General features: G+C 49.6%; 25 protein-coding genes and 1 pseudogene. 10 read left to right on the top strand and 16 right to left on the bottom strand.

Annotated elements, in window-relative coordinates; genetic code table 11:
- From proB to rplU, 5 genes and pseudogenes are all read right to left on the bottom strand, one after another.
- Positions 1–1107 carry a glutamate 5-kinase gene (proB, locus tag IE094_RS01830; protein ID WP_189638862.1) on the bottom strand — a complete coding sequence of 369 codons (1107 nt, stop codon included), beginning with the start codon at positions 1105–1107 and terminating at the stop codon, positions 1–3.
- Positions 1095–2141: a GTPase ObgE gene (gene obgE, locus IE094_RS01835; RefSeq protein ID WP_189638863.1), complete on the bottom strand. Its 1047-nt coding sequence runs from the start codon at positions 2139–2141 to the stop codon at positions 1095–1097. Before obgE ends, proB begins: the two co-directional genes overlap by 13 nt.
- A complete protein-coding gene (locus IE094_RS01840; protein ID WP_189638864.1) occupies positions 2138–3172 on the bottom strand; it encodes a GNAT family N-acetyltransferase in 1035 nt (344 codons plus the stop codon). The genes obgE and IE094_RS01840 overlap by 4 nt, the downstream gene beginning before the upstream one ends.
- Before the next feature lie 82 nt (positions 3173–3254).
- Positions 3255–3524 (bottom strand): 50S ribosomal protein L27, encoded by a 270-nt coding sequence (gene rpmA, locus IE094_RS01845; protein WP_189638865.1) that lies wholly within the window; start codon positions 3522–3524, stop codon positions 3255–3257.
- Positions 3525–3548: 24 nt separating this feature from the next.
- A pseudogene (gene rplU, locus IE094_RS01850) lies at positions 3549–4055 on the bottom strand (50S ribosomal protein L21); the annotation flags it as partial.
- Between the two features lie 224 nt (positions 4056–4279).
- On the opposite strand from rplU, the gene IE094_RS01855 reads away from it, so the two are divergent.
- A complete protein-coding gene (locus IE094_RS01855; RefSeq protein WP_189638867.1) occupies positions 4280–4630 on the top strand; it encodes a hypothetical protein in 351 nt (116 codons plus the stop codon).
- Here IE094_RS01855 and IE094_RS01860 read toward each other — a convergent pair whose 3' ends face one another.
- On the bottom strand, positions 4631–5107 hold the full coding sequence (locus IE094_RS01860; RefSeq protein WP_189638868.1) for a c-type cytochrome: 477 nt from the start codon (positions 5105–5107) through the stop codon (positions 4631–4633).
- A gap of 183 nt (positions 5108–5290) precedes the next feature.
- Here IE094_RS01860 and IE094_RS01865 point away from each other — a divergent pair, with 183 nt between their 5' ends.
- Positions 5291–7318 carry a 4Fe-4S binding protein gene (locus tag IE094_RS01865; RefSeq protein WP_229801958.1) on the top strand — a complete coding sequence of 676 codons (2028 nt, stop codon included), beginning with the start codon at positions 5291–5293 and terminating at the stop codon, positions 7316–7318.
- Positions 7315–8214, top strand: a complete 900-nt coding sequence (locus tag IE094_RS01870) for an FAD:protein FMN transferase (RefSeq protein ID WP_189638870.1) — start codon at positions 7315–7317, stop codon at positions 8212–8214. The genes IE094_RS01865 and IE094_RS01870 overlap by 4 nt, the downstream gene beginning before the upstream one ends.
- Here the strand turns inward: IE094_RS01870 and IE094_RS01875 are convergent.
- Together IE094_RS01875 and pedF are read right to left on the bottom strand one after the other, a co-directional pair.
- Complete coding sequence (locus IE094_RS01875) at positions 8195–9091, bottom strand: substrate-binding periplasmic protein (protein ID WP_189638871.1); 897 nt, start codon at positions 9089–9091, stop codon at positions 8195–8197. The two genes, IE094_RS01870 and IE094_RS01875, sit on opposite strands and share 20 nt — an antisense overlap.
- Positions 9091–9822, bottom strand: coding sequence for a cytochrome c-550 PedF (gene pedF / locus IE094_RS01880; protein WP_229801959.1), 732 nt, complete (start codon positions 9820–9822; stop codon positions 9091–9093). Before pedF ends, IE094_RS01875 begins: the two co-directional genes overlap by 1 nt.
- A gap of 132 nt (positions 9823–9954) precedes the next feature.
- On the opposite strand from pedF, the gene pedA1 reads away from it, so the two are divergent.
- The 6 genes from pedA1 to IE094_RS01910 are packed head-to-tail and all read left to right on the top strand — an operon-like array spanning position 9955 to position 14642.
- A complete protein-coding gene (gene pedA1 / locus IE094_RS01885; RefSeq protein WP_189638872.1) occupies positions 9955–11130 on the top strand; it encodes a lanthanide ABC transporter ABC transporter substrate-binding protein PedA1 in 1176 nt (391 codons plus the stop codon).
- A complete protein-coding gene (locus IE094_RS01890; protein WP_189638873.1) occupies positions 11131–12087 on the top strand; it encodes a YVTN family beta-propeller repeat protein in 957 nt (318 codons plus the stop codon).
- Between the two features lie 11 nt (positions 12088–12098).
- The gene (locus tag IE094_RS01895) at positions 12099–12560 is read left to right on the top strand and encodes a cupredoxin domain-containing protein (RefSeq protein WP_189638874.1); all 462 of its coding nucleotides are present in this window, start codon (positions 12099–12101) and stop codon (positions 12558–12560) included.
- Positions 12553–13272 carry a lanthanide ABC transporter ATP-binding protein PedB/LutE gene (gene pedB, locus IE094_RS01900; protein WP_268247197.1) on the top strand — a complete coding sequence of 240 codons (720 nt, stop codon included), beginning with the start codon at positions 12553–12555 and terminating at the stop codon, positions 13270–13272. Before IE094_RS01895 ends, pedB begins: the two co-directional genes overlap by 8 nt.
- A complete protein-coding gene (pedC, locus tag IE094_RS01905) occupies positions 13269–14060 on the top strand; it encodes a lanthanide ABC transporter permease protein PedC (protein WP_189638875.1) in 792 nt (263 codons plus the stop codon). The genes pedB and pedC overlap by 4 nt, the downstream gene beginning before the upstream one ends.
- 30 nt (positions 14061–14090) lie before the next feature.
- Positions 14091–14642 (top strand): tetratricopeptide repeat protein, encoded by a 552-nt coding sequence (locus IE094_RS01910; RefSeq protein WP_189638876.1) that lies wholly within the window; start codon positions 14091–14093, stop codon positions 14640–14642.
- Here the strand turns inward: IE094_RS01910 and IE094_RS01915 are convergent.
- The 3 genes from IE094_RS01915 to IE094_RS01925 all read right to left on the bottom strand — a co-directional run bounded on the left by IE094_RS01915 (position 14636) and on the right by IE094_RS01925 (position 16945).
- On the bottom strand, positions 14636–15226 hold the full coding sequence (locus tag IE094_RS01915) for an ABC transporter ATP-binding protein (protein WP_189638877.1): 591 nt from the start codon (positions 15224–15226) through the stop codon (positions 14636–14638). The two genes, IE094_RS01910 and IE094_RS01915, sit on opposite strands and share 7 nt — an antisense overlap.
- The gene (locus IE094_RS01920) at positions 15223–15909 is read right to left on the bottom strand and encodes an ABC transporter permease (RefSeq protein ID WP_373295846.1); all 687 of its coding nucleotides are present in this window, start codon (positions 15907–15909) and stop codon (positions 15223–15225) included. The genes IE094_RS01915 and IE094_RS01920 overlap by 4 nt, the downstream gene beginning before the upstream one ends.
- Before the next feature lie 61 nt (positions 15910–15970).
- Positions 15971–16945 (bottom strand): ABC transporter substrate-binding protein, encoded by a 975-nt coding sequence (locus IE094_RS01925; protein ID WP_189638878.1) that lies wholly within the window; start codon positions 16943–16945, stop codon positions 15971–15973.
- Positions 16946–17160: 215 nt separating this feature from the next.
- Between IE094_RS01925 and IE094_RS01930 the strand changes: the two genes are divergently transcribed.
- Positions 17161–18930, top strand: a complete 1770-nt coding sequence (locus IE094_RS01930; RefSeq protein WP_189638879.1) for a PQQ-dependent methanol/ethanol family dehydrogenase — start codon at positions 17161–17163, stop codon at positions 18928–18930.
- A gap of 54 nt (positions 18931–18984) precedes the next feature.
- Here the strand turns inward: IE094_RS01930 and IE094_RS01935 are convergent, their stop codons facing one another.
- The 5 genes from IE094_RS01935 to IE094_RS01955 form a co-directional block, all read right to left on the bottom strand.
- Entirely contained in the window at positions 18985–20583 is a 1599-nt protein-coding gene (locus tag IE094_RS01935) for an NTP transferase domain-containing protein (RefSeq protein WP_189638880.1), read from the bottom strand.
- Positions 20580–21560, bottom strand: a complete 981-nt coding sequence (locus tag IE094_RS01940; RefSeq protein ID WP_189638881.1) for an XdhC family protein — start codon at positions 21558–21560, stop codon at positions 20580–20582. Before IE094_RS01940 ends, IE094_RS01935 begins: the two co-directional genes overlap by 4 nt.
- The gene (locus IE094_RS01945; protein ID WP_189638882.1) at positions 21557–22786 is read right to left on the bottom strand and encodes a vWA domain-containing protein; all 1230 of its coding nucleotides are present in this window, start codon (positions 22784–22786) and stop codon (positions 21557–21559) included. The genes IE094_RS01940 and IE094_RS01945 overlap by 4 nt, the downstream gene beginning before the upstream one ends.
- A complete protein-coding gene (locus IE094_RS01950; protein ID WP_189638883.1) occupies positions 22783–23670 on the bottom strand; it encodes an AAA family ATPase in 888 nt (295 codons plus the stop codon). Before IE094_RS01950 ends, IE094_RS01945 begins: the two co-directional genes overlap by 4 nt.
- 70 nt (positions 23671–23740) lie before the next feature.
- Positions 23741–24574: an FAD binding domain-containing protein gene (locus IE094_RS01955; RefSeq protein WP_189638884.1), complete on the bottom strand. Its 834-nt coding sequence runs from the start codon at positions 24572–24574 to the stop codon at positions 23741–23743.
- Positions 24575–24585: the final 11 nt, after the last annotated feature.

A 24585-nucleotide genomic window follows, 5' to 3' on the forward strand; every position in this document is an offset into this window, starting at 1 on the left:
TCATATCACCATATCGTCGCGGTGAATTAACACACCGCGCCCTGGGTATCCCAATATTTCTTTGATTTCGCTGCTTTTACGCCCTGCGATTGCGCGCGCTTCTGCGGCGTCGTAATTGACCAAACCTTTGGCCAATTCAGCGCCTGTTTGATTTTCAATCGACACCAGATCACCACGACCAAACACGCCAGAAATCTGTGCAATCCCCGCGACCAGCAATGATTTACCTTGGCCAAGCGCGGTTGCCGCGCCCTCGTCCACGATTACGGCACCTTTGGGTTTCATCCCAGCAATCCATTTTTTACGTGCTTGGCGGGGGTCGCCTTCGGCCAGGAATAGGCTATGTTTTGCACCGTTTTGCAACGCATCCAGCGGGCGTTCAATATCCCCAAGCATAATAACCATAGCGCAACCCGCACGCATTGCGGTTTTCGCGGCCATGATTTTGGTTTTCATGCCCCCCTTGGCACCGGCCGTGCCCGCACCACCCGCCATTTTTTCCAGCTCTGGCGTGATTGTTTGCACAACATCCATACGTTTGGCATCAGGATCGGTTTTTGGATTGCCTGTATAAAACCCATCCACATCGGACAATAAAACCAACATATCCGCACCACACATGGATGCCACCTGTGCGGCAAGGCGATCATTGTCGCCGTAACGAATTTCATCCGTTGCCACCGTGTCGTTTTCATTCACGATTGGCACAACGCCATGCTGCAATAACGTCGTCATCGTTGCGCGTGAATTCAGATAACGTCGGCGATCCGCGCTATCCTCTAGCGTCAACAATATCTGCGCGGTTTTTATACCAAGGGGTTCCAGTACCTGTTCATATGCGCGTGCCAATCGAATTTGGCCGACTGCTGCCGCTGCTTGGCTTTGTTCCAATGTTAATGCGCCCGCGGGCAAACCCAAAACCAAACGCCCCAATGCGATGGAACCCGATGAAACCAAGACCACGTCTTTGCCAGCGGCGCGCATTGCTGCCACATCATTGGCGACACCTTGTAACCACGACAGACGCAATTGCGAGCTTTCGCTATCAACCAATAACGCAGAACCAATTTTGATGACGATACGATTTGTCTGATCTAGGGGCGCCATCCTGTCGTCCCTTCGTCGGCGTTTTCCTCCGCCTTTTCACGCGCATTTCGTGTTTCAACCTGTGTTGCAAGCGCACGTAGAACATTATCCGTTCCTGTACGTGCAACCGCTGACATCGCCAAAACCGTTCCGCCGCTGGCCTGTTCCAGATCGTTGATTTTTTGGGCTTGTTCAACTTCGTCCAACGCATCAATCTTGTTTAACACGGTAACACGTGGGCGATCGGCCAGATCATCGCCGTATTTTTCCAGCTCTGTGATAATCGTTTGATAATCGGTTACGACATCCTCGGATGTGCCATCAATCAAATGCAACAACACCGCACAGCGTTCGACGTGGCCCAGAAAACGGTGGCCCAAACCAACACCTTCGGATGCACCAGCGATCAGGCCAGGGATATCGGCGATCACAAATTCCTTGGCGTCAATGCCAACAACGCCCAAATTGGGATGCAGCGTGGTAAACGGATAATCCGCAATTTTCGGGCGGGCATTTGAAGTTGCCGCCAAAAATGTTGATTTCCCAGCATTTGGCAACCCCAACAATCCCACATCCGCGATCAGTTTCAGACGTAGCCATACTTCTAATTCCACAAGCGGTTGGCCAGGGTTGGCGCGACGCGGTGCTTGGTTGGTGGATGATTTGAAATGAAGGTTCCCAAAACCGCCATTGCCACCTTGGGCCAACAACACACGTTGGCCTTCTTCGGTCAGATCAGCGATCACGGTTTCTTGGTCGTCTTCTAAAATTTCTGTGCCAACAGGAACCTTTAGAACGATATCTTCGCCGTCTTTGCCAGAACGTTGTTTCCCCATGCCGGGGCGGCCATTTTGGGCAAAGAAATGTTGCTGATAGCGAAAATCAATCAGTGTGTTCAGATTGTCCACGGCCTCGGCATAAACGCCGCCGCCATTGCCGCCGTTACCCCCATCTGGGCCGCCGAATTCTTGGTGTGCTTCGCGGCGAAAAGATACACAGCCGTTACCGCCTGCGCCTGATTTCAGATATACACGGGCGAGATCGAGGAATTTCATTTGTTTTGGCTTTCGAATTTGTGTCGCGTCAAGCGATATAGAAATACTGGTGAAGGCTCAAGCCGCGCTTTGGATGGCTCGATCGACTCGCCACATTTTTCAAAGCCAGCTTTTTCCAACACCCGCATCGACGCTGGGTTATCTGTGAATACTTCGGATGCAATAGATGGCAAATCGAAGGTTTTAAAACTGTAATGGAGCAAGGCATTCAATGCCTCGGTTGTAAGGCCCCGGCCCTTAAACTGATTTGACATCACATAGGCGACGGACGGATCTTTATCCCCGCCCAGCCCAATCACGCCAATCATGCGCCCACCATGCAAACAAATGGCCAGCATGAAACCAACCTGACCGCGAAACGCGGTATCGGCGATCATTTGTTTCACTTGGCTTTCTGGCCACGGTACGGGGATTTTTGAAACCATCCGCGCGGTTTCACGATTTCCCGAAATGCTCTGCATATCATGCCAATCGTCCAATGACAGCGGGCGCAAAAATATCCGCGCAGATTCAATTGGTAAATTGAATGACGTAAGCCACGCATCGCGGGTTAAAACCGTGTTCACATGATCAACAGTGCCGAGCAATACGGTATCAACTGTATTATATTCAGTGATCTGAAAGCCTAGCTTTTGCTGAACTGCCGCAGATTTATCATTATCGGCAATATAGCCTGAGCGCAGTTCAGTGTTTTTTGGATTGGAAAAATGCCAATTCACCACGGCACGCACAGCTTCTGATGCATATCCTTTGCCCCAATGATCCTGAGCAATCCAATACCCCAGCCCAACCAAACCATCCGTGCCGATACAGCCAACAAATTGGTTTTGATCAAAAATCGCAAAGGGTTTGATTTTCATCGACTTGGTTTTGTTGATGAATTTCTTTGCGTCATCCAAACCATAGGGATTGGGCGCGGATGATAACCACCGCGCCACCTCGTAATCATTCAATGCTTTGGCCACAGCAGGAGCATCCGCACTGGTGAAATGGCGCAGGGTCAAGCGTTTGGTTTGAATGACATCTTTCATGGGATCACTTTACACAAAAAAAGGGTCGACGTAACAGCCGACCCTTTTCAATAACCATATGGTTAATCTGAAATCAATCAGCTCATTCAGCAGCTTCCGCTACCGGCAAAACTGAAATGAATGTACGACCCTTGAAACCCTTGTGGAATTTCACGGCGCCACCTTTCAGTGCGAACAATGTGTGGTCTTTACCTTGACCAACATTTTCACCCGGCCACCATTTGTTACCGCGCTGACGCACGATGATGTTGCCTGGGATGACTGCTTCGCCACCGTATTTTTTTACACCAAGACGACGTCCAGCGGAGTCGCGACCGTTGCGGGACGAGCCGCCTGCCTTTTTATGTGCCATTTCGCGTGTCCTTTACTTGTCTTCAGCTTTTTTAGCGGCCTTTTTAGGGGCTGCTTTTTTTGCTGCTGGTTTCTTTTCTGCTGCTGCTTTTTTAGCAGGAGCGGCTTTTTTCGCGGCTGGCTTTTTCGCCGCTACTTTTTTCGCTGGTTTTGCTTCTACGGCACCAGGTGTGAAACCTGCGCCATTTTCGGCAACAGCAACGCCTGATTTGTCAGCGCCTTTGGCCAGAATGTCAGTTACGCGCAAAACAGTGATCTGTTGGCGGTGACCTTTTTTACGTTGGCTAGAGTGCTTACGACGACGTTTAACGTAGTTGATCAACTTAGGGCCTTTGCCCTGCTCCAGAATTTCGGCCTGAACGGCTGCGCCTGCAACTGTTGGAACACCGATTACTGGCTTGTCGCCACCAACCATCAAAATTTCGTTGAATTGAACAGTTTCACCAGCATTGCCAGTTACTTTTTCAACACGCAGGATATCCCCGCTTGCAACTTTATACTGCTTGCCACCAGTTTTTAGAACCGCAAACATATGCGTCTTTCCTTTAACTTCCGCGTCCTGTGGCCCGATGGTTTTATGTTTAAAACCAACTGTTTAGCGAATAAATCGCGCCTCGAACAGCGCGCACCGTTTAGTGCGATATGAACATTTCTCTGCACACATTTGCGCAACAGATGGCGGCTTATCGTCAAAAGCGTTTGCAGAGTCAAGCATTTAACCCTGTTTTTCTGGGTGAAATTCCATAACATCACCACATGCGTTGGCTCGTTTTATATCTTATGCTTGCAGGATGCGCCAGTGATGCGCCCAATCATTTGGGCAATCCGCTCACTTGGCCTGTTCAAGCGATCACAACTGGTGCGCAAAACGGTGCGTATAATCATCGCCGCGCGTTGGTGAAAACTTTTGTCATCGACAATCACAATACTATACAGACCGACGTGCAAAATGGTGGTGGTGATGCAATAAACACCGCAATGGATTTTGCGCGGGTCAAAACGCAAAATCGCGCCGCCCTGATAAAAGAGCTGCGCGATCAACACGATTTATATTTTGGAACCGATCCCGAACCACTGGTCGTGGCGTTAATGGTTCATGGGAATTGATTATTCAGCGAACGTCGAAAGATAGGCAATAATCGCAGTGACATCTTTTTCTTTGCGCAATCCTGCGAATGACATTTTCGTGCCTTTGACAAAACCCTTTGGTGATTGCAAATACGCTGTCAGGTTTTCTGCGTTCCAAACGACCCCCTCTTCGCCTGCCTTTTTCATCGCGCCAGAATAGCTAAACCCATCAACGGTTGCTGCCGCGCGATCAACGATGCCGTTTAACTGTGGGCCAACTCCGTTTTTCGCCTTTTCACCAACCTTGTGACAGGCCTTGCATTTGCGAAATACCTTTTCGCCCGCTTTGATCAATTCTGGATCGACAGCGGCGGTTTCTGCTGTTTCTGTGTCTGTTGGCGGATCGAGGGTTTCTTGAATATCGGCGGTGGCCTCTTCTGGTGCGCTTGAATCTTGCGCCAAGGCTGGCGTTACGGCCAAGAAAACGGCACTGGCGATAAGGGCTGGTTTAAACATTTGGTGTTCCTCTGGCTTTGTAGCGTCGCAAACAGATGCACAGAAAAACGTTCAAGGTTCAATAAATCTTTAGTCGAAGTTCATCGCATTTACGTGAACTAATACCAACATCGTATTGCGTGGTGAATTGCGCGATGACTAGCATTCGAAATGAATAAATTAATACACTACTTGTCGGTCCTCATGTCCGTCTGTATCACACTGATCGCAAGCGCGGTATCGGCACAGGTGGATTATGAAACCTTGGCCGCCAAAATCGAACCTCCATTCGCGCTGGGTGATGAAATTGGTGATCGCACTTATGAAATCATCAATCTTGATGGGCGCATTGGTGGTTATGCGTTTGAAACTATCCCTTATGCCGTGATCCCTGGGTTTTCGGGCGCACCGATTAATTTGTTTGTCACCATTGATTTGCAAGGCAAATTCATTGATGCCGAAATTTTGGAACATAACGAGCCGATATTTGTGTCTGGCTTGGACGGTGCGTTGTTCCATAACTTTGTCGAACAATACAAAGGTAAATCAATTTTTGACACGCTGGTTGTTGGCGTACCATACGGCGGCAAAGACGGTGCATCGTCCCTGATTTATCTCGACGGTGTGACCAAGGCCACGGCCAGTGTACGCATCGCGCATGAAACAATTTTGGCAGCAAGCTTTAAGGTTGCCAAAGAAATGTTGCAACAAATCCCCTCTGGTCCACCCGCAAAACCAAACGTGGAATATAATGAAAATTTAGATTGGCAAGCCTTGATCGACAAGGGTATCGCCACACGACGGCTGGTTAAAAATAGCGAGGTTCAAGCCGCATTCGACGATACATTATGGGAGGATGACGATCCCATCGCAGCGGATGAACCAGATGAACCCTATCTTGATTTGTGGCTGGTTGATGTTGGCCCACAATCCGTTGCCCGTGCGGTTTTGTCCGCGGATGCCTATGACGAATTACAAGGTTTTATGGAAATTTCAAACCATGATGAACCCCTGTTGGTGATCGATGCGGGGCGTCATGGTTTGGTTAGCGATACATTCATTCGTAACACCAGCCCAGATTTAATCGAAGCACACCAAGACGGGTTCCCTATCGCCCTGCGCGATTCTGATTTGGATGTGGAATTGGCGGATGGTGTTCCCGGTGAAACGGCCATGATATTTCGCACAGATCGCCGTTTGGGATTTGACCCAACACGTGATTGGACCATCAGAATAAAGGCCGTGCGTGAACACGGATCATTTCGACCGGAACTGGGCAATGTATCATTTGATGCAAATCACAAAACCGATGAACGATTTTTCATTCGTGAAAAGGTTCATGTTCCAACACCGCCATGGGTAGAAGCCATTCAATCGCGGATTGTCGATCTTGTCATATTGGCGATCACGCTGTTTGCGCTTGTCTGGATTATGTTGGGTAAAATAAACTGGTTGGCCGGGCATAGATATTTTACCCCTATTCGCCTTTCTATTTTGGCGTTTGTGACCTGTTTCATTGGATGGTGGGGCCAAGGACAATTATCTATCGTCACACCATTGGGGGTGATGCGTTCGGTTTACGAAGGGCAAAGTTTGGCATTCCTGCTCTACGATCCGTTTTCATTGCTGATCTGGTTGGTGGTAATAGTATCATTCGTTTTGTGGGGGCGTGGGTTGTTTTGTGGCTGGCTCTGCCCGTTTGGCGCATTACAAGAATTTGCTCATCATTTGGGGCGTTTGTTACGCCTGCCTCAATTCACCGTGCCAGACCGCGTTGATGCGGTTCTGATTTATTTGAAATACCCCGTGCTATTCGGGTTGATTTTCATGGCGTTCTATAACCCGGATGTTGCGGATAAACTGGTAGAGGTAGAACCGTTCAAAACCGCAATCACGACCTATTTCATTCGCAACTGGTATTACGTCGCATATGCTGCACTTTGGTTGGTGTTGGGCATGTTTGTTTTCAAAAGCTTTTGCAAATATCTCTGCCCATTGGGTGCGGTGATGGCCATTGGCGGGTTGATCCGTGGGCGCGATTGGATTGAACGTCGCAAGGAATGCGGATCGCCCTGTCAGCTTTGCAAAGTGAAATGCAATTACGGCGCGATTAAAAAAACGGGCGAAATAAAATATAGCGAATGTTTTCAATGTCTTGATTGTGTCACCATTCATGACAACCCAAAACAATGTGTACCATTAATCCTAGCGCAAAAAGGCAAAACATTATGACAATTTCGCGCCGCCGTTTTATCGCCATCAGCGCCGCCGCCATGGGCGTTGGTATGCGCGCGCAGGCCAGCACGTGGCGGGGTGTTGCAATGGGTGCGGATGTATCAATTACGCTGCACGCAAATGAGGCTGATGCGGATCATATCCTCGCGCTCGCGATTTCGCGTATCCGTCAATTGGAAAATGAATTTTCACTCTATCTGACACAGTCGCGAATTTCCGCACTAAACGATACAGGTAAATCTGTAAATACACTTGATTTTAATGCGTTATTGAACGAAGCGAATGAGATATACAATTATACGAATGGCTTGTTTGATCCAACGATTCAACCCCTGTGGCGTGCATATGCAGATGATCCGAATTTGCCCGCAGACGCACAGCAACAAGCGTTGCTACGCGTGGGTTGGCAGCATGTCGAGAATACAGCTAAACACGTGCGATTTGCGCGTGCCGGTATGGCGATGACGCTAAATGGCATTGCCCAGGGATTTATCACGGATCAAATATCCGCCCTGCTCGCGACACACGGATATGATGATGCAATCGTTAATATCGGTGAATATCGCGCAGGTGCGCGTGCGGCGCAGATTGCGGTTGCTGGAACCGATGATATCGTCACGTTGAAAAACGCTGCACTTGCCACATCTACGCCGACTGCCTTGATGTTAAACGGGGATACAACGCACATTTTACATCCCCGATACGGCGCTATTCCCAGCGTTTGGAAAACTGTCACCGTGGCGGCGAAACGCGCAAGTATCGCGGATGGGGTGTCAACCGCGCTATGCCTTACGCCTGATCTGCGACTTGCGCAAAAATTGATTGAAAACGGCGTGATCCAGCGTTGTTTGTTGGTGGATAATAATGGGAAACTCACCACTCTGGCGGGTTAAACTGTAACCCATAGCTGGCAAATATATCTGCCATGCGCCCGTCATTGACCGCCGCGCGTATTGCATCATCAACAGTATATCCCAATGGCCGCCAATTGTGGCGCACGGCAACGCCCAATGTCCATTGAGATTTTGCCAACCCAACTAATGGTGGTTGATGAACCGAAAGCCCATCAACCAGCCCGTGTTCCAACTGGCCAATTGGCCCTGTCACGGCGGCAACTTGTTTGTCGCGCAGCGCCGCCATTGCATCATCAATATGATCAAAGCGCACCATATTTGGCACCATCAGACCATTTGCAATGGACGCAAGATAGAAATCCGCGAGCGTATCGTTTTCAACGCCAACCTTATCATATCGAAAATACGCAGGCGTGGGGCCGCCATCAGGGTAAACATCGTCACGATACGCAATGGCGATTTTTTCGTTGAAATATTGCCCTGTCAAAACAACCTGTTCATTGCGACAACCCAGTTCGTGATCATATGGAACATGCATCATCACATTGGCAATCTGCCCGCTGATCAGTTTTCCACGCCATACATTGTTGCGTAAATCAGCATCGACATTTTCGTCTGCTGCCGTTTGGAAAAATCGTGCCTCAACACCCAAATCCTGTGCGATTAATCGGCCAAGGTCGACATCAATGCCGACCAATGAACCATCCTTCATCCATGAATATGGTGCGTAATCCTCGTAAACGGCAAACATCATCCAGCCACGTTCGATGATATCGTCAAGGCTCTGCCCGACGATATCACGCGCGGTGTTTTGCGGCTTGCCATATGCCTCTAACCCTGATTTCACCCCTTCGCAGTTTTGCGCAAATGTTGGGGGGGCGATCAGAAACGCAAGCGCTGCAAGACAGCAGCGCATTATTGCGCGACAGACAGGCCGACGGATAAAATATCAACGGCCTTTTTCAAGCTGCCATCGCTGTTATCCAATACGGCCACAGCGCGTGATGCAACGGAATCTGCCAGTGGTGCACCCGATCCGGTTTCAACAGTTTGTGCAATATCTGTAAGCTGTTGTTTAATCGCACCAATATCATCTGCGTAATCCGCCACGGTTTTATCACCTGCGTTTATCGATGCTGATTTTGATTCCAGATCGGTTTTGATCGTTTGCAATGCATCGGTGTGATCATCCAGCGCGCCATCATCGGGGCGTGTTTCAAGATATGTACGAATGGCCCATGCCGCCTCTTGTGATAACAATTCGCCAAAGGCAGGCATTTTGGTAATACCGTTTTGCGTGAACCCGCCATTAAAGCGTTCCATATACCATTCATCGCCATCGATGTCGGCCTCTAGATAGCGCAAATCAGGGGCAAGCCCACCAGACACTGCGCCCAAACCATGGCAACGGGCACAGTTTTGATTGTACCCAGAATCGCCAATAGCCACAGCTGCGGACCACGCATCGCCTGTTGGATCGCGCCATGGGTTTTCCTCTAACTGTTCATCACCCAAATTGGGCAAACCAGCGGTATCCACCGCTTGTGGCGCCACATCGCCGTGTGCGTTTACTGATGCAGTTGGTGCCAAAAATAAAACGGCAACGCCACATGACATCGCGGTAAGAAAACCAAAACCCTTGTTCATTACGAACCTCCCAAAGCTTGTTTGTGACCTTTTGCCAAACTCCGACAAATCCTTCTATTAGACCTTTGGAGCATTTTGCAATTTTGACAGAGCCGATAGCGTTATTCGTGAGGAACAGCGTTGAGGGACATAATGAAATTATTAGGACTGGCATGTGCGATCATCATCGCAATGCTTGCAAATACTACGTTTGCGTCTGATTTACGCGTGTCGATTACCTATGTGATGCGTGAACAAAACCAGGCGCCGACACTTTCAAATCTTGATCCGATTCCAGAAAACTTAGGGCTGATCGGTGCCGAACTCGGGTTGGTAGACAATCAAACCACGGGCAAGTTTTTGGGGCATGATTACACATTGAACATTATAACCTTATCGCCCGACCAAGACATATCAACGTTGAAAGACCAGATAGATTTCAGCCAAACAATTGTGGTTGCAAACGCGCCTACGCCAGATCTGATTGCCATATCACAAATGGGGGCGAATGCCCCTGCGGTTTTGTTCAACGCCAGCGCGATGGACAATACATTGCGCGATGATGCCTGTTTGCCCAACATGTTTCACACCGCGCCATCACATGCGATGTTAACAGATGCGCTTGCCCAATTTGGGTTTGCGAAAAAATGGCAACGCTGGGCGATGATTGTGGGACCACAAGTGCATGATCGAGCCCTCGCCGCATCGTTTGAAAAATCAATCAACAAATTTGGCATTGATCTGGTTGCACGCAAAGAATGGACATTTGACACCGATATGCGCCGCAGTGCCAGCAATGAAATCCCACTGTTCACACAGGATTTTGCAGATCACCAAATGCTTGTTGTCACTGATGCCACAAACGATTTTGCGCGATATGTGGTTTATAATACATGGGCACCCCGCCCCGTTGCGGGTTCGGTTGGGCTGATCACTTCGGGTTGGGCGCGATCCGTGGAACAATTTGGTGCTGTACAATTGCAAAATCGTTTTCGTGAACTGGCAAAGCGTGACATGCAACAAACCGATTACGCAAGTTGGGCCGCAATACGGGCAATCGGCGAGGCTGTGACGCGCACCGACAGCAACGATTTGCAAACGTTAAAATCATACCTTTTATCGGATGAATTCGCGCTCGCTGGATTCAAGGGGCGCAAATTATCGTTTCGATCATGGAACGGACAAATGCGACAGCCTATCGTTTTGGCACATCACGACGCCATGGTTGCGATGGCACCGCTCGCTGGGTTTTTACATCAATTTAACGAATTGGATACGTTGGGGTTGGATCAACCTGAATCCAATTGCACGGCTTTTCAGGAGGACTAAATGCGATTTACACTGTTGTTCGCCCTGTTATGTTCACCCGCCTTTGCGGATGAAATTTGGGTGACGAACGAAAAAGACGACACCATTTCGGTGATCGATATTGAAACCCAAACTGTCACGCGCACCATCGAAACAGGGCAACGCCCGCGCGGCATTACATTTTCCAAAGATTTTTCCGTGCTTTACGTTTGTGCATCTGACAGCGATGCAGTGCAGGTGATTGATCCCGAAACGGGAAAGGTTCTTCATGAATTGCCATCGGGCGAAGATCCTGAGCAATTCGTTTTGCACCCCAACGACAAACATCTTTATATCGCGAACGAAGATGATGCGATTACAACGGTTGTTGACACAGAAACACACCGTGTCATTGCCCAGATTGATGTTGGCATCGAACCCGAGGGCATGGCCGTTTCGCCCGATGGAAAGGTTGCGATAACCACATCTGAAACCACGAATATGGCGCATTGGATTGACACGGAAAATCAAACCATTTTCGCCAACTCACTGGTTGATCAACGTCCCCGCCATGCAGAATTCACCAAAGATGGTTCCGAATTATGGGTCAGCTCTGAAATCGGTGGCACGATCAGCGTGTTTAACACCGCCGATCAATCTGAAAAGGCCAAGATCAATTTTGAAATTCAAGGTGTGCACCGCGATCGGATCCAACCCGTTGGGTTCGAGCTTACCAATGATGGGAAATATGCGTTCGTGGCACTTGGGCCATCGAATTATATCGCGGTGGTCGATCCCACATCATATCAGGTTTTGGATTACATCCTCGTCGGGCGGCGTGTTTGGCATATGGCATTCAACGCCGATGAAACTCAGCTTTATACGACTAACGGAATATCAGGCGACGTCAGCGTCATTGATATCCCATCACTCAAAGCAATCAACACAATCAAGGTCGGGCGGTTCCCATGGGGCGCTGCATTTCGACCAACAAAATAACGGAGATTATAATGAAAGACACATTAATTAAACTTGGCTGCATCCCATTGATCATGGCCGCGGGGATCGCGTTTGCAGACGATGATGATGATGATGACGATAACGGATTTGGGCAGGCGGGTATTTTATCCAAAACCAACCGTGGTGATATTCCTGAAATTTCACTATCATCTGGTATGCCGTTACTAGAGGATGGTGATACCATCACACTTAAATCTGGCATGTATTACGAGTTGGAAATCAACGCGGATGGCAGCCAGGAATTGGCACTTGGTGGCGCTGATTTTTTCCGTGCTATTTGGGTTGATGAATTCGTGGTCGAGGGGATCGAGCTTCGCCCCTATGGAATCGATAGTATGGAATTTGACGAAGCAGGTGAAGCAGAGCTATCATTTGTGGCAATAAAACCAGGGAGCTATCGCTTTGGTGTCCCGGGAAGTGATTTACAGACTGTGACCATAAACATTGAGTAAATATGCCCTGTCGGTATGCGATCTAAGCTATGCGTATGCCACAAAAAATGCGCTAAAAAATGTGTCTTTTGATATTCCAAAGGGCAACTTTTGTGCATTGCTCGGTCCCAATGGCGCGGGCAAATCGACATTGTTTTCGGTGTTAACGGGATTGGTGCAATCACCCGATGGCGCGGTTTCGGTTTTGGGGCATGATTTGGCCAGTTTTGGACGATTGGCACGGCGCGATATTGGCGTTGTCTTTCAACAACCGACCCTTGATCTGGACGTGAGTGTAACCGAAAACCTTTTGTATTTTGCAGCACTTCACGGAATTTCTCGTCGCCGCGCAAAACCACGCGTGATGGATGCGCTTGATCGATTATCAATGGGTGAACGCGCAGGCGAAAAGGTGCGAAACCTGAATGGTGGGCATCGTCGCCGCATGGAAATTGCGCGTGCATTGATCCATGAACCATCGGTTTTGTTGCTGGATGAACCAACCGTTGGGTTGGATCACGAAACGCGCATATCGATCACGCAATATGTGCATCAACTTTGCGATGATGGCATCACCATTTTATGGGCCACGCATTTGGTTGATGAAATCAAACCAACCGATCATTTGGTTTTGCTGCACCATGGCCAAGTGTTGGAAACGGGCCGCGTATCCGATGTGGTTGGCACGAAAGATTTGGCGCGCTGGTTTTCTGATCAAACGGTGGATGCATGATATATCTTACCGCATTAACTGCGATTATACGGCGCGAATTGCTCCGCTTTGTTGGGCAACGCTCACGATTTTTATCCGCACTTGTGCGCCCATTAATTTGGTTGGTGGTGTTTGCCGCTGGCTTTCGCGCGGCATTGGGGTTATCAATCATGCCCCCCTATCAAACCTATATCACCTACGAGGTTTATATCGTGCCTGGCCTGTGTGGGATGATCCAATTATTCAACGGCATGCAATCATCGTTAAGCCTTGTTTATGATCGCGAAATGGGATCGATGCGGTTGCTGTTAACCAGCCCTTTGCCGCGATGGTGGCTATTGCTATGTAAAATATTCGCAGGCGTTTTTGTGTCATTGCTGCAAGTTTACGCATTCCTTGGTATCGCCGCACTGTTTGGCATTACGTTCCCGCCAATGGGGTATATCCTCGCCCTACCCGCCTTGGTTTGTAGCGGTCTGATGCTGGGTGCGCTCGGCTTGTTATTGTCTTCAACCATCAAACAGTTGGAAAATTTCGCGGGGGTTATGAATTTTGTGATCTTCCCAATGTTTTTCCTGTCCACGGCATTGTACCCATTGTGGAAAATGGCCGAAGGGTCGCCGTTGTTACGCGATGTCTGTGCCTATAACCCATTTACCCATGCGATAGAGCTCATCCGTTTTGCACTCTATATGCAATTTAATGGCGCGGCGCTGATCTGGGTTGTTACATCCTTCGTCGTATTTATGATTGCGAGCCTTTGGGGATACAATCCGGCCAAGACCATGACAAACCGTAAAATGGGCTAGCCTATTTCAGCCGCATCAAAGGGAATGCACATGAAATATTTATTAACCGCCGCAATAATATCACTCTCGCTTTCAAGCGCAGCGTACGCAGCCAACGAAGAAGACGTTGATGGCGGCACGCTTAACCCCGAAGAAATGACATTACGAAAATCCGTAAAACGCGCCAAAGACGGCGATGTAAACATGGTAATTTGTTCGCAAGGGTATTTATTGACCAAGGGCGGATCACACGCAGATGCCCGCGCCATTTTTCGCGAATGCGCCAACCAAGGATACACCAGCGCGATGACATGGATGTCATATATGGATGACAACGGGTTTGGTGGTGAATACGATCCAGACTCTGCCGCAGATTGGGATCGCCGCGCCGCTGATGCAGGTGATGAAATGGGCATGTATAATTATGGGCTTGATCTGATGCGCGGGCATGGGAAAACGCAAAATATCGAGCTGGGCCGTCAATATGTGGATCAGGCCGCCAATATCGGGCTGGGTATCGCCAAACAATTACAGATGGATGATTACGACGTTGAAACAGTTACGCCCGATGCGGATAACTGGAAATACGCACCCAATTATTGAATAATCGTCGCAGGATTACCGCCCAACGTGAGGCGACGATCGGTTAAAAACGCGGCTTCTTTTTGTGAATGTGTGACCAACAGCAATGCCATATCGCGCGCATCGACCACCTGTTTTGTCAGCGACAACATTTCATCGACCATATCACCGTCAAGGGATGCGAATGGTTCATCAAGGATCAATAATTCTGGTTCCATCGCCAATGCACGGGCCAATGATACACGGCGCTGCTGACCAAGCGAGAGCTGCAATGGAAACATCTGTGCCTTTTCGCCCAACCCAACCTCTGATAAAATGGTTGTTAATGTCGCGTCATCTTTGCGTGTTGTGATACGCAAATTATCCATCACATCGCGCCAGTTTAATAATGTGGGTTCTTGGAACACCACGGCGCTGTTTTTAACTGATGATACCTGCCCGTCATAATCGGTATCCAACCCCGCGATCACGCGCAGCAATGTGGATTTTCCAACGCCAGATGGCCCAACAATCGACACCCGTTCGTTGGTATCAATGTTAAAATTCACATCGACCAGCACCAATTGTTCGCCGAATGATTTGCGTTTAATTGCAACCGAAATCATCTGTGTCTCCAACGGTTAGCATGGTTTTCGATGGGTTGCAGGATCAGATATTCCACCACAAGCATGACCAGCATGAATGAAATTGCATAGGCCAAAACACGCCCCACATCAAACAGTTGGAAATACAAATGGATTTGAAACCCTACCCCGTTTGATCGCCCCAGAAACTCCACCACCAACACGATTTTCCAAATCAATGCCAACCCCGTGCGTGCGGACGCGGCCAATTGTGGTGCCAATTGGGGGATAACCACATGGCGCAACCGTTCGGTGCGTGACATCTGAAATACCTGTGCCATATCAAACAATTTGGGATCCAACGCACGCGCGCCTTCGCGGATCATTACGGTCACCATCGGAATTTTGTTCAAGGACACCGCAACAATTGCCGCGGTTTCCGTGAGCCCAATCCACAAATAACACAACACAATTGTGACCAGCGCCGGCAGGTTTAAAAAAATCAAAAGCCAGCTATCAAACCAACGGTTCACAGTGCGGTTTCGCCCCATGATCAGGCCAAATATAACACCCAAAGACATGGCAATAACGAATGCAAACGCAACACGGCGCAATGTGATTGCAATGTGAAATAACAATTCGCCCGATTGCAATTCCGCAATCATCAATCGCCAAACAGCAAGCGGCCCTGGCAATGTTTCGCGATCTTGCAAAACAATGGCCAAGCACGCCCAGATTGCGACAAATGCCGCAATCGAAATTATCCGCGAAAGCGTTTTAATCTGTTTAACTTTCTGGTTGTAAAAACACACCTTGTGGCAAGGTTACAGCCTTGCCAACCAGTTTTTCACCCCCAAATTTTGCCATCACTTGCAACAATGTTGCAGCGTCTTTTTCATTCACGGAATAGCTTGTTGGGATACCTGCGCGAAATCCATCCTTTAGCGCATTAAATGCACTGTCTTTTTCGGCACGCATCATTGGGCGCAAACGATCCCATGCGGTATCATCTGTTGCCAAAATTTCCTTGGCTTGGCGTGATGCCATTGCCAATCCGTTCACCAGTTCAGGATGTTCGCGTACCAATTCGCCCCGCACCACATATCCCAGCAATGGTGTTTCGCTGCTTAGTCCCAATTCATTTGCTGCATCAGCAACGGAAACAACTTGGCGCATACCCGCCGCTTGCATTTTTGCGTTGAAATGCCAGAAATTTATTGCGGCATCTACCTCTCCGCTGAGTGCTGATTTAAACACAAGGGGTGGTGCGCCGAAAACCTGTTCGGTTTCCCCCGCCAAATCAAAGCCGCCTTTTTGTTCCGCTAATGCGCGAAGCAACAACCAGCTTTTGTCCACTGGTCCACCAGCAATACCGATTTTTTTACCCTTTAAATCGGACAGTGATTGAACTGGGCTATCTTTTTTCACCAACAAACCACCAACAGCCTTGGAATATGGAATGAATACAAAATCTTTGCCATCGGCACGTTGGCGTGCAACCCAGATCCAATCGGCAACCATGACATCTGCCTCGCCGCCTTGGAATGCGATGCGGGTTGCGGGATTGCCAGCCATGCCCACAATTTGCAAATCAAAACCGTTTTTTTGATCAAGACCGTTGTGTTTAATCGTGTCCAATTCCCAATTGACCGTACCCACCTTTAACACAGCAGCGCGCAGCACTGGAGTTTCGGCATTACCAAGACTGGCAAATAAAATCGTTGCGATGAACGCCGTTATGATCAAACGAAGCTGGTTCATATCTCTCTCCCGTAGATGTTTCCTATATGTCTAAATGGCAGGGTTTTGATGGGATATACGACCAAATGATTAGCGCCTGCATTTTCATCCATTTTCATATTAGCCTTTGGTCGTATCGACCTATGGCTAATACCCCGTTTTTGCCGCCTGTTCCATAATTCCCCCACCATAAGGGCGACTCTTTGGGTCGTGACCTTGCACTAAGGGAGGATTGTATGAGAAATTTTGTAGCGGGGGCAGTCGCATGCCTGATCGCGGCTTCACCAGTGTCCGCAGGACCAGTAACAGAAGCTGACATTGCCAATGATACCGCAAACACCAGCAGCGTGTTAACAAACGGCATGGGGCGTCATTTGCAACGCTTTTCACCGTTGGAAATCTTAAACAAAGACAACGTCAAAAATTTGGTGCCAGCATGGGCATTTTCGCTTGGCGGTGAAAAACAGCGCGGCCAAGAAACACAGCCTTTGGTACATGATGGCGTGATGTATATCACCGGTTCATATTCACGCATGTATGCGATTGATATCAAAACTGGCAAAGAGATCTGGCAATACGATGCCCGCCTGCCCGAAGGTATCTTGCCATGTTGTGACGTGGTGAACCGCGGCGCAGCAATTTACGGCGACACCGTATTTTTTGGCACATTGGATGCGCGTATTGTTGCGTTGAACGCAAAAACAGGTGACGTAATCTGGCGCAAAAAAATCGCTGATTACAAGGCAGGGTATTCATACACTGCGGCACCTTTGATCGTGAACGGTCTGGTCATCACGGGTAACTCTGGCGGTGAATTTGGTGTGGTTGGCGAAGTCCAAGCACGCAGCGCCGAAACAGGTGATCTGGTTTGGACACGCCCCGTGATCGAAGGTCACATGGGCACGTTGAACGGCGAAGAATCCACCATGACGGGTACACTAAACGCGACATGGCCTGGTGACATGTGGAAAACAGGTGGCGGTGCAACGTGGCTGGGTGGCAGTTATGATGCCGATACCGACACGTTGATTTTCGGCACAGGCAACCCTGCCCCATGGAACAGCCACCTGCGTGGTGCGGGTAAACCCACCGATGGCAACACCGGCGATAACCTTTATGCCGCAAGCCGTCTGGGCATTGATCCCGCCACTGGCGAAATCAAGTGGCATTTCCAAACAACCCCACGTGAAGGTTGGGATTTTGACGGCGTGAACGAGGTCGTCGCCTATACCGATCGTGAGGGCAACAAGCGTTACGCCACGGCGGATCGCAATGGCTATTTCTATGTCTTGAACCGCGAAGATGGTGAATTCGTTTCGGCATCACCGTTCGTTCAAAACATCACATGGGCCGAAGGCATTGATGAAAACGGTCGCCCGATTTTCGTTGAAGATAATCGCCCTGGTGATCCAACTGCCGCCGCTGATGGGAAAAAGGGTGAAACAACATTCTCCGTTCCTGGATTTTTGGGTGGCAAAAACTGGATGCCAATGGCGCACAGCCCCAAAACAGGTCTGTTCTATGTTCCGTCAAACGAATGGGGCATGGATATTTGGAATGAACCTGTGACCTATAAAAAAGGTGCGGCGTATCTTGGCTCTGGCTTTACCATCAAACCATTGTTCGAAGATTACATTGGTTCGCTCAAGGCCGTTGACCCAGATACAGGCGACATCAAGTGGGAATACAAAAACAACGCGCCTCTTTGGGGTGGCGTAATGTCCACCGCTGGCGGGCTTGTATTCACGGGCACACCAGAGGGTGATTTCAAAGCGTTCGATGATGAAACCGGCGAAGAGCTTTGGTCATTCCAAACGGGTTCTGGCATCGTTGGTCAGCCAATCACATGGGACATGGACGGCGAACAATATGTTGCTGTGGCCTCTGGTTGGGGTGGCGCGGTTCCATTGTGGGGCGGCGAAGTTGCCAAAAAGGTAAACTACCTGAACCAAGGTGGCCTGATGTGGGTATTCAAATTACCCAAACAAATGGCATCAGCCAACTAATACAATAATTCTCCCCCTTGAAAGGGCACCCTTCGGGGTGTCTTTTTTTATGGGTTAGTTGTTTTTGGATTCCCAGATTTTCCACGCCTCTGGCGTATCAAGATCGATTGCCACTGCATCGTCCATATCGATTTCATGGATAAACTCTGGAACCGCACGCAGAACATCACGTGCGCCTTTGTCCCCGCTGATATCTTTTAAATTTTCGCTAAACCGTGCGTCAAACAAAACGGGATTCCCGCGTGTGCCCGCGCTGGTTTTTGGACAGATAATCAGCCGATCTTGATTTGGATCATGCGCTGACAACAGCGCATTAAAATGATCAACGCGAATATCTGGCATATCTGCAAGCGCAAACGTGATGGTTTTCGCCTTGCCATTTGCACAACCCACTGCGGCGCGTATGGACGCGGACATGCCCTGTTCTGCATCCATCACATCTTGAATTTCAACGTCCAAGCCCGCGAGCGCGGCACGATGTGCATCTGCACCTGTACGCAATGTTACCACGCATTTATCAAAACCCGCGGCCAACATTGTTTCCACCGAACGGCGCAGCAATGGCACACCATCAATTTCGCGCAGCAGCTTATCCTGATCGCCCATACGGCGCGAAGCACCCGCCGCGAGCATAACGCCGTAATTCAGCGTCGGCACTTTGGCACGTTTTGCGCGGGGTTGGATACGGTTTGGAATTTCCTTGAGCAATCCTCCAACACCCATTGCGGCGATATCGTTTGATTGCACATCAATCCCTGCTGCCAAGCGTTCCAACACCCAATCCACCCCGTTTAACGCGGGCGCACGTGCGCATCCAGGCAGGCCAACAACTGGCCGCCCATCAATATGTCCCAAAACCAACAGGTTCCCAGGATCAACTGGCATGCCATATCGTAAAATTTGCCCGCCTGCCCGTTCGATGGCCCCAGGTATTACATCGCGTCGATCCGATGTCGCCGATGCACCCAACAGTAGAATAATATCCGAGCGACAATTTTTTATCCCGGCTTTAATCGCATCCTCTGCATGTAAAACCGTTTCGCAATGATTAAGCGACATATTCAACGGTGCAACACGCGATGCTATGATCTTTTCGCCCTTGGCCAGTACGCTGTCTTTAAACCCAGCGGTTTTGGTGAGGATCAAATCTACCGATTTGGGTTTAAACGCAAACAATTGCGCCGCGCTGTCAGAAATTACAGAAATGGCATTATTTAAGTCATTTTTATCAACGGCGTATGGGATGATCTTTATCGTCGCGACCAAGGCACCTTTGGCCACTCTGGAGTGATTTGGAAGTGTCGCAATTGTAATTGATTCATCAATATTGTTCATCGCGTTGATCTGATCGATATCAAACGTCACAACACCGTCGCACCCCGCCAACAGGTTAACGCGCCCTGCTACGGGTTTGGTGCAACCGATATTTGCATTTTGCAGCGCCTCACCAATTTTTTGCGCGGCGATATCTTCGCCAATATCCGTGGCGGATAATATCGCCGCGTTAATTTCAAAAATGCCCGCCTGCTCCAGCGCTGCTATTTGTGCCCCATCCAACACCTGCCCTTTTTTCAGATGAAGATCACCCGCACGCAATGAATGCGCCAAAATCACGCCATGCGCATTAGATGTGGCAATGGTTCCAAATTTCATCGCCGTGTCTCTGGTCGGCGCAAACGTTCGGTGATTTCTGCCATGATAGATATGGCAATTTCTGCGGGCGATTTTGACCCGATATCTGCACCAATTGGCGCATGTATTTTGGCTATTTCTGCATCTGAAAATCCAGCCGATTGTAAATGTGCAACCCGTTTGGCATGGGTTTTGCGCGACCCAAGTGCGCCAATATAAAACGCATCACTTTTTAATGCGCGTTCCAACGCGGGGTTATCCATTTTTGGATCATGGGTTAATGTCACCACCGCCGTGCGTGGATCAAGCCCGATTACATCCATCGCATCATCGGGCCATTCATCAACGAATTGATCGTCTGGAAAACGTTCCGTGGTGGCAAAACTGTCGCGCGGATCAACCAAAAACACTGCATATCCAGCCATGCGCGCCATCGCCGCCAATGATTGTGTAATATGCACCGCCCCGACAATAGCCATGCGCAGCGGTGGATTGAACACGCCCGAATATGTTTGACCATCAAGGATGGATTTATCAGCTGCAAAAGCATCAGGTGCATCATCGGACGCAAGCAATTTGCGCGACCAGTTTGACAGGTTCACCTGATATCCAATCGCGCGGCGTGCATCCGCGGCGTTCACCAAATCCGCAATCATATCAACGCTTGGCCCATCACCCACACCAATAGGTTCGACCAAGATTTTAATGTTACCCCCACAGGCAAGACCAACGGCGAATGCCTCTTCATCTGCGACACCATATTCCAGCACGCGGCATTGCCCGTCGGCGATGGCCGATTGTGCCTCAAGGATCACTGCACCCTCGACACAGCCACCAGATACTGATCCGAAAAACGTGCCATCCTCGCTGATTGCCAATTGTGATCCTGCGGGGCGCGGGGCGGATCCCCACGTAGCGATCACGGTGGCCAATGCGGCACCCTTCCCGTTTGAAATGAATTCCATTGCCACACTTGGCATATGTTCTATCTGCGTCATAACATGGCCTTCATGCGGTTCTTTTCACCGGTATTATGTGCATTGCTCAGCAGTTCGGCAAGTTCTTGCAATGATGCAAGGTTATGGCACGCACTGAAACTATCGACATGGGGCAGAATTGCGCGGATCCCCATCGCTTGGGGTTCAAACCCATCCCAACGTAGCAACGGATTTAACCATAATATGTGTTTCGCCGACAACGACAATCGCTGCATTTGTTGCGACAGGTTTTCAACATTCTCTCGTTCCAATCCATCGGTGATCAACAACACCATTGCGTTGCTTCCCAGCACACGGCGCGACCAATCTTTGTTGAACCGCTCTAATGATGTGCCAATCAATGTGCCACCATCCCAGTCGTTTACCCGATTGCCGATCAGTTTTAGCGCGGCATCAGGTTCTTTTTCGTTCAACATCCGGGTGATATTGGTCAGACGTGTGCCAAAGGTGAACGCATGAACACGCGCCCAACCCGCACCACGTTTGAGCGACACGGAATGAATGAAATGCATCATCATTCGCGAATACGCCGACATCGACCCCGATATATCGCAAAGCACCACCAAATTAGGCGGCTGTTTCACCGCACGTTTGCGTGGCAATGATAATACTTCACCACCCAAACGCCGTGCGGCGCGAAATGCGGCGCGTGCATCTATCATATGACCATGACTGGCTGTTTGGTATCGACGCGACGGTGTTTTCAAAACAGGCAATTCCATTTTTGCAATGGCCCGTTCTGCATCGCGCATTTCCGCGTTGCTCATTGCTTCAAAATCCATGTTTTTTAGCAATTCATTTTGCGACACGGATAATTGTGCGTCCAGCTCCAATTCATCGCGCACCTGTTCGGGCGCATCACGCGTGGCGCCATCGGCCATCGCATCAGCCGCACGGTTTTCTGCGGGTTTTGGTTTTTTCTCTACTGGTGGTGCATTGATTACAGGCAACAGGTTTGTGATCATCTTTTCCAAAAACTCTGGATCGCGCCAAAACATGCGAAACACTTGTTCAAACACTTGTAAATGTTCTGGTCGGGTGATCAGGCTTGCACGCAAGGTTATGAAAAAATCGCGTCGATTAGTAAACCCCACGGTTTCAACGGCGCGAATGGCGTCGATCACTTGGGCTGTGCCAACGGGCACGCCTGCGCGGCGCAACGCTTTGCAAAAATAGGTAATGTTCTCGGGCAACCGCCCGTGGGGCGTTATGGGGATAACGCTCATCCCGCCTCGCGCAGATCGGCGCGTACGGTTTCCAAAATACGGCCGACCTCTGACCCATGCAATTTTGCGATGTCGTCTTGGTATTTCAATACCGCACCAATGGTATCGGCAATCACATCAGGTGACAGGGCAACAACATCCAACGCTACCAAACATTTCGCCCAATCTAGCGTTTCAGCAAGACCAGGTTTTTTAAACAAATCCTCACCCCGCAATCGTTGAACAAAGGCAACGATTTCACCGCTAAGCTGAGCTTTGGCCTCTGGTACGCGCGATTGTAAAATTTCCAATTCGCGTTCGAAATCGGGGTAATCAACCCAGTGGTATAAACAGCGCCGTTTCAATGCATCATGCACCTCGCGGGTGCGGTTGGATGTCAGGATCACAATTGGCGGTTCGGGTGCCTTGATCGTACCAATTTCGGGTACGCTGACCTGATAATCGGATAATGCTTCAAGCAAGAACGCCTCGAACGGGGCATCGGTGCGATCAATTTCGTCGATCAACAGGATGGGCGCACCATTTGCATGGGGTTCCAATGCCTGTAACAACGGACGTTTGATCAAAAATTCGTCGGTATAAATATCGCGCGCATCATCCCCGCGCATCGCCAGCATTTGTTTGGCGAAATTCCATTCGTAAACGGCGGTGGATGCATCAAGACCTTCGTAACATTGCAAACGGATCAAATCGCGCCCCAATGCAGCGGCCAGCGTTTTGGCCAGTTCGGTTTTACCCACCCCTGCTTCGCCCTCCAAAAATATCGGGCGATCAAGCGAGAGCGACAGAAACGTCAAAGTGCCCAAGCGACGATCACAGATGTAGCCTTGGCCGCGCAACAGGGTCAGCGTTTCGTCGATGGATTTGGGTATGTTATTCGTCATATAGCCACACTAACAAACTTCACCAGCCCAACAAGGGGCTGGTGGATTTCAGTTTTGATAACACTGCGAATTAGGCAGCATCGACCGCGCGTTTTGCCATCACTCCAATCAGATTGGCACGATAGGCCGCATTGCCGTGAATGTCGGATAACAATCCTTCGGCACCGACATTCACACCTGCGGCCGATGCGGACGACCAATCGGATGAAAGCGCCGCTTCCAAACCAGCGTGGCGGAATACACCGTCATCGCCAGCACCTGTTACCGATACACGTACATCACCATCAATGGATTTGGCCACAAACACACCGACCATCGCGTAACGCGATGCGGGTACGGGGAATTTCCCATAACCTGCATTCGCCGGGGCTTGGAAGGACACAGATTTGATAACCTCGCCCTCGTTCAGCGCCGTTGAAAACATTCCCGTGAAAAAATCATCGGCACTAATGTCACGCGATGTGGTGTGAATGGTTGCACCCAAGGCCAGCAAGGCCGCAGGATAATCCGCTGCTGGATCATTATTGGCAATCGATCCACCAAGGGTGCCGCGATGGCGCACTGCTGGATCACCGATATTGGCGGCAAGCCCCGTGATTGCAGGACAAACAGCAGCCAAATCGGCGTTATTGGCCACATCATAATGGGTGGTTGTGGCACCGATTGTGATGGTTTCACCGCCCTTTGCCTTTAACACACCCAGTTTTTTGCGCTGCTCAATCGTAACACCGCTCAGTTCTGCGATGCCACTGATATCAATCAGATCGGATGGTGCGGCAAGATGTTGCTTCATTGTGGGGATCAAGGTTTGACCACCCGCCAATATTTTCGCCTCTGGCGATGCCCCCAACAGGGATGCCGCGTTGGCCGCATCAGACGCTTTGTGATATTTTGTCGTATACATCTTTGCTCTCC

The organism is Paramylibacter ulvae, assembly GCF_014652655.1.
Lineage (GTDB): Bacteria > Pseudomonadota > Alphaproteobacteria > Rhodobacterales > Rhodobacteraceae > Amylibacter > Amylibacter ulvae.

Bases quoted from the DNA above. Each gene is read 5' to 3' on its own strand.
- proB (WP_189638862.1), bottom strand. From the start codon at position 1,107: ATGGCGCCCCTAGATCAGACAAATCGTATCGTCATCAAAATTGGTTCT.
- obgE (WP_189638863.1), bottom strand. From the start codon at position 2,141: ATGAAATTCCTCGATCTCGCCCGTGTATATCTGAAATCAGGCGCAGGC.
- IE094_RS01840 (WP_189638864.1), bottom strand. From the start codon at position 3,172: ATGAAAGATGTCATTCAAACCAAACGCTTGACCCTGCGCCATTTCACC.
- rpmA (WP_189638865.1), bottom strand. From the start codon at position 3,524: ATGGCACATAAAAAGGCAGGCGGCTCGTCCCGCAACGGTCGCGACTCC.
- IE094_RS01855 (WP_189638867.1), top strand. From the start codon at position 4,280: ATGCGTTGGCTCGTTTTATATCTTATGCTTGCAGGATGCGCCAGTGAT.
- IE094_RS01860 (WP_189638868.1), bottom strand. From the start codon at position 5,107: ATGTTTAAACCAGCCCTTATCGCCAGTGCCGTTTTCTTGGCCGTAACG.
- IE094_RS01865 (WP_229801958.1), top strand. From the start codon at position 5,291: ATGTCCGTCTGTATCACACTGATCGCAAGCGCGGTATCGGCACAGGTG.
- IE094_RS01870 (WP_189638870.1), top strand. From the start codon at position 7,315: ATGACAATTTCGCGCCGCCGTTTTATCGCCATCAGCGCCGCCGCCATG.
- IE094_RS01875 (WP_189638871.1), bottom strand. From the start codon at position 9,091: ATGCGCTGCTGTCTTGCAGCGCTTGCGTTTCTGATCGCCCCCCCAACA.
- pedF (WP_229801959.1), bottom strand. From the start codon at position 9,822: ATGAACAAGGGTTTTGGTTTTCTTACCGCGATGTCATGTGGCGTTGCC.
- pedA1 (WP_189638872.1), top strand. From the start codon at position 9,955: ATGAAATTATTAGGACTGGCATGTGCGATCATCATCGCAATGCTTGCA.
- IE094_RS01890 (WP_189638873.1), top strand. From the start codon at position 11,131: ATGCGATTTACACTGTTGTTCGCCCTGTTATGTTCACCCGCCTTTGCG.
- IE094_RS01895 (WP_189638874.1), top strand. From the start codon at position 12,099: ATGAAAGACACATTAATTAAACTTGGCTGCATCCCATTGATCATGGCC.
- pedC (WP_189638875.1), top strand. From the start codon at position 13,269: ATGATATATCTTACCGCATTAACTGCGATTATACGGCGCGAATTGCTC.
- IE094_RS01910 (WP_189638876.1), top strand. From the start codon at position 14,091: ATGAAATATTTATTAACCGCCGCAATAATATCACTCTCGCTTTCAAGC.
- IE094_RS01915 (WP_189638877.1), bottom strand. From the start codon at position 15,226: ATGATTTCGGTTGCAATTAAACGCAAATCATTCGGCGAACAATTGGTG.
- IE094_RS01925 (WP_189638878.1), bottom strand. From the start codon at position 16,945: ATGAACCAGCTTCGTTTGATCATAACGGCGTTCATCGCAACGATTTTA.
- IE094_RS01930 (WP_189638879.1), top strand. From the start codon at position 17,161: ATGAGAAATTTTGTAGCGGGGGCAGTCGCATGCCTGATCGCGGCTTCA.
- IE094_RS01935 (WP_189638880.1), bottom strand. From the start codon at position 20,583: ATGAAATTTGGAACCATTGCCACATCTAATGCGCATGGCGTGATTTTG.
- IE094_RS01940 (WP_189638881.1), bottom strand. From the start codon at position 21,560: ATGACGCAGATAGAACATATGCCAAGTGTGGCAATGGAATTCATTTCA.
- IE094_RS01945 (WP_189638882.1), bottom strand. From the start codon at position 22,786: ATGAGCGTTATCCCCATAACGCCCCACGGGCGGTTGCCCGAGAACATT.
- IE094_RS01950 (WP_189638883.1), bottom strand. From the start codon at position 23,670: ATGACGAATAACATACCCAAATCCATCGACGAAACGCTGACCCTGTTG.
- IE094_RS01955 (WP_189638884.1), bottom strand. From the start codon at position 24,574: ATGTATACGACAAAATATCACAAAGCGTCTGATGCGGCCAACGCGGCA.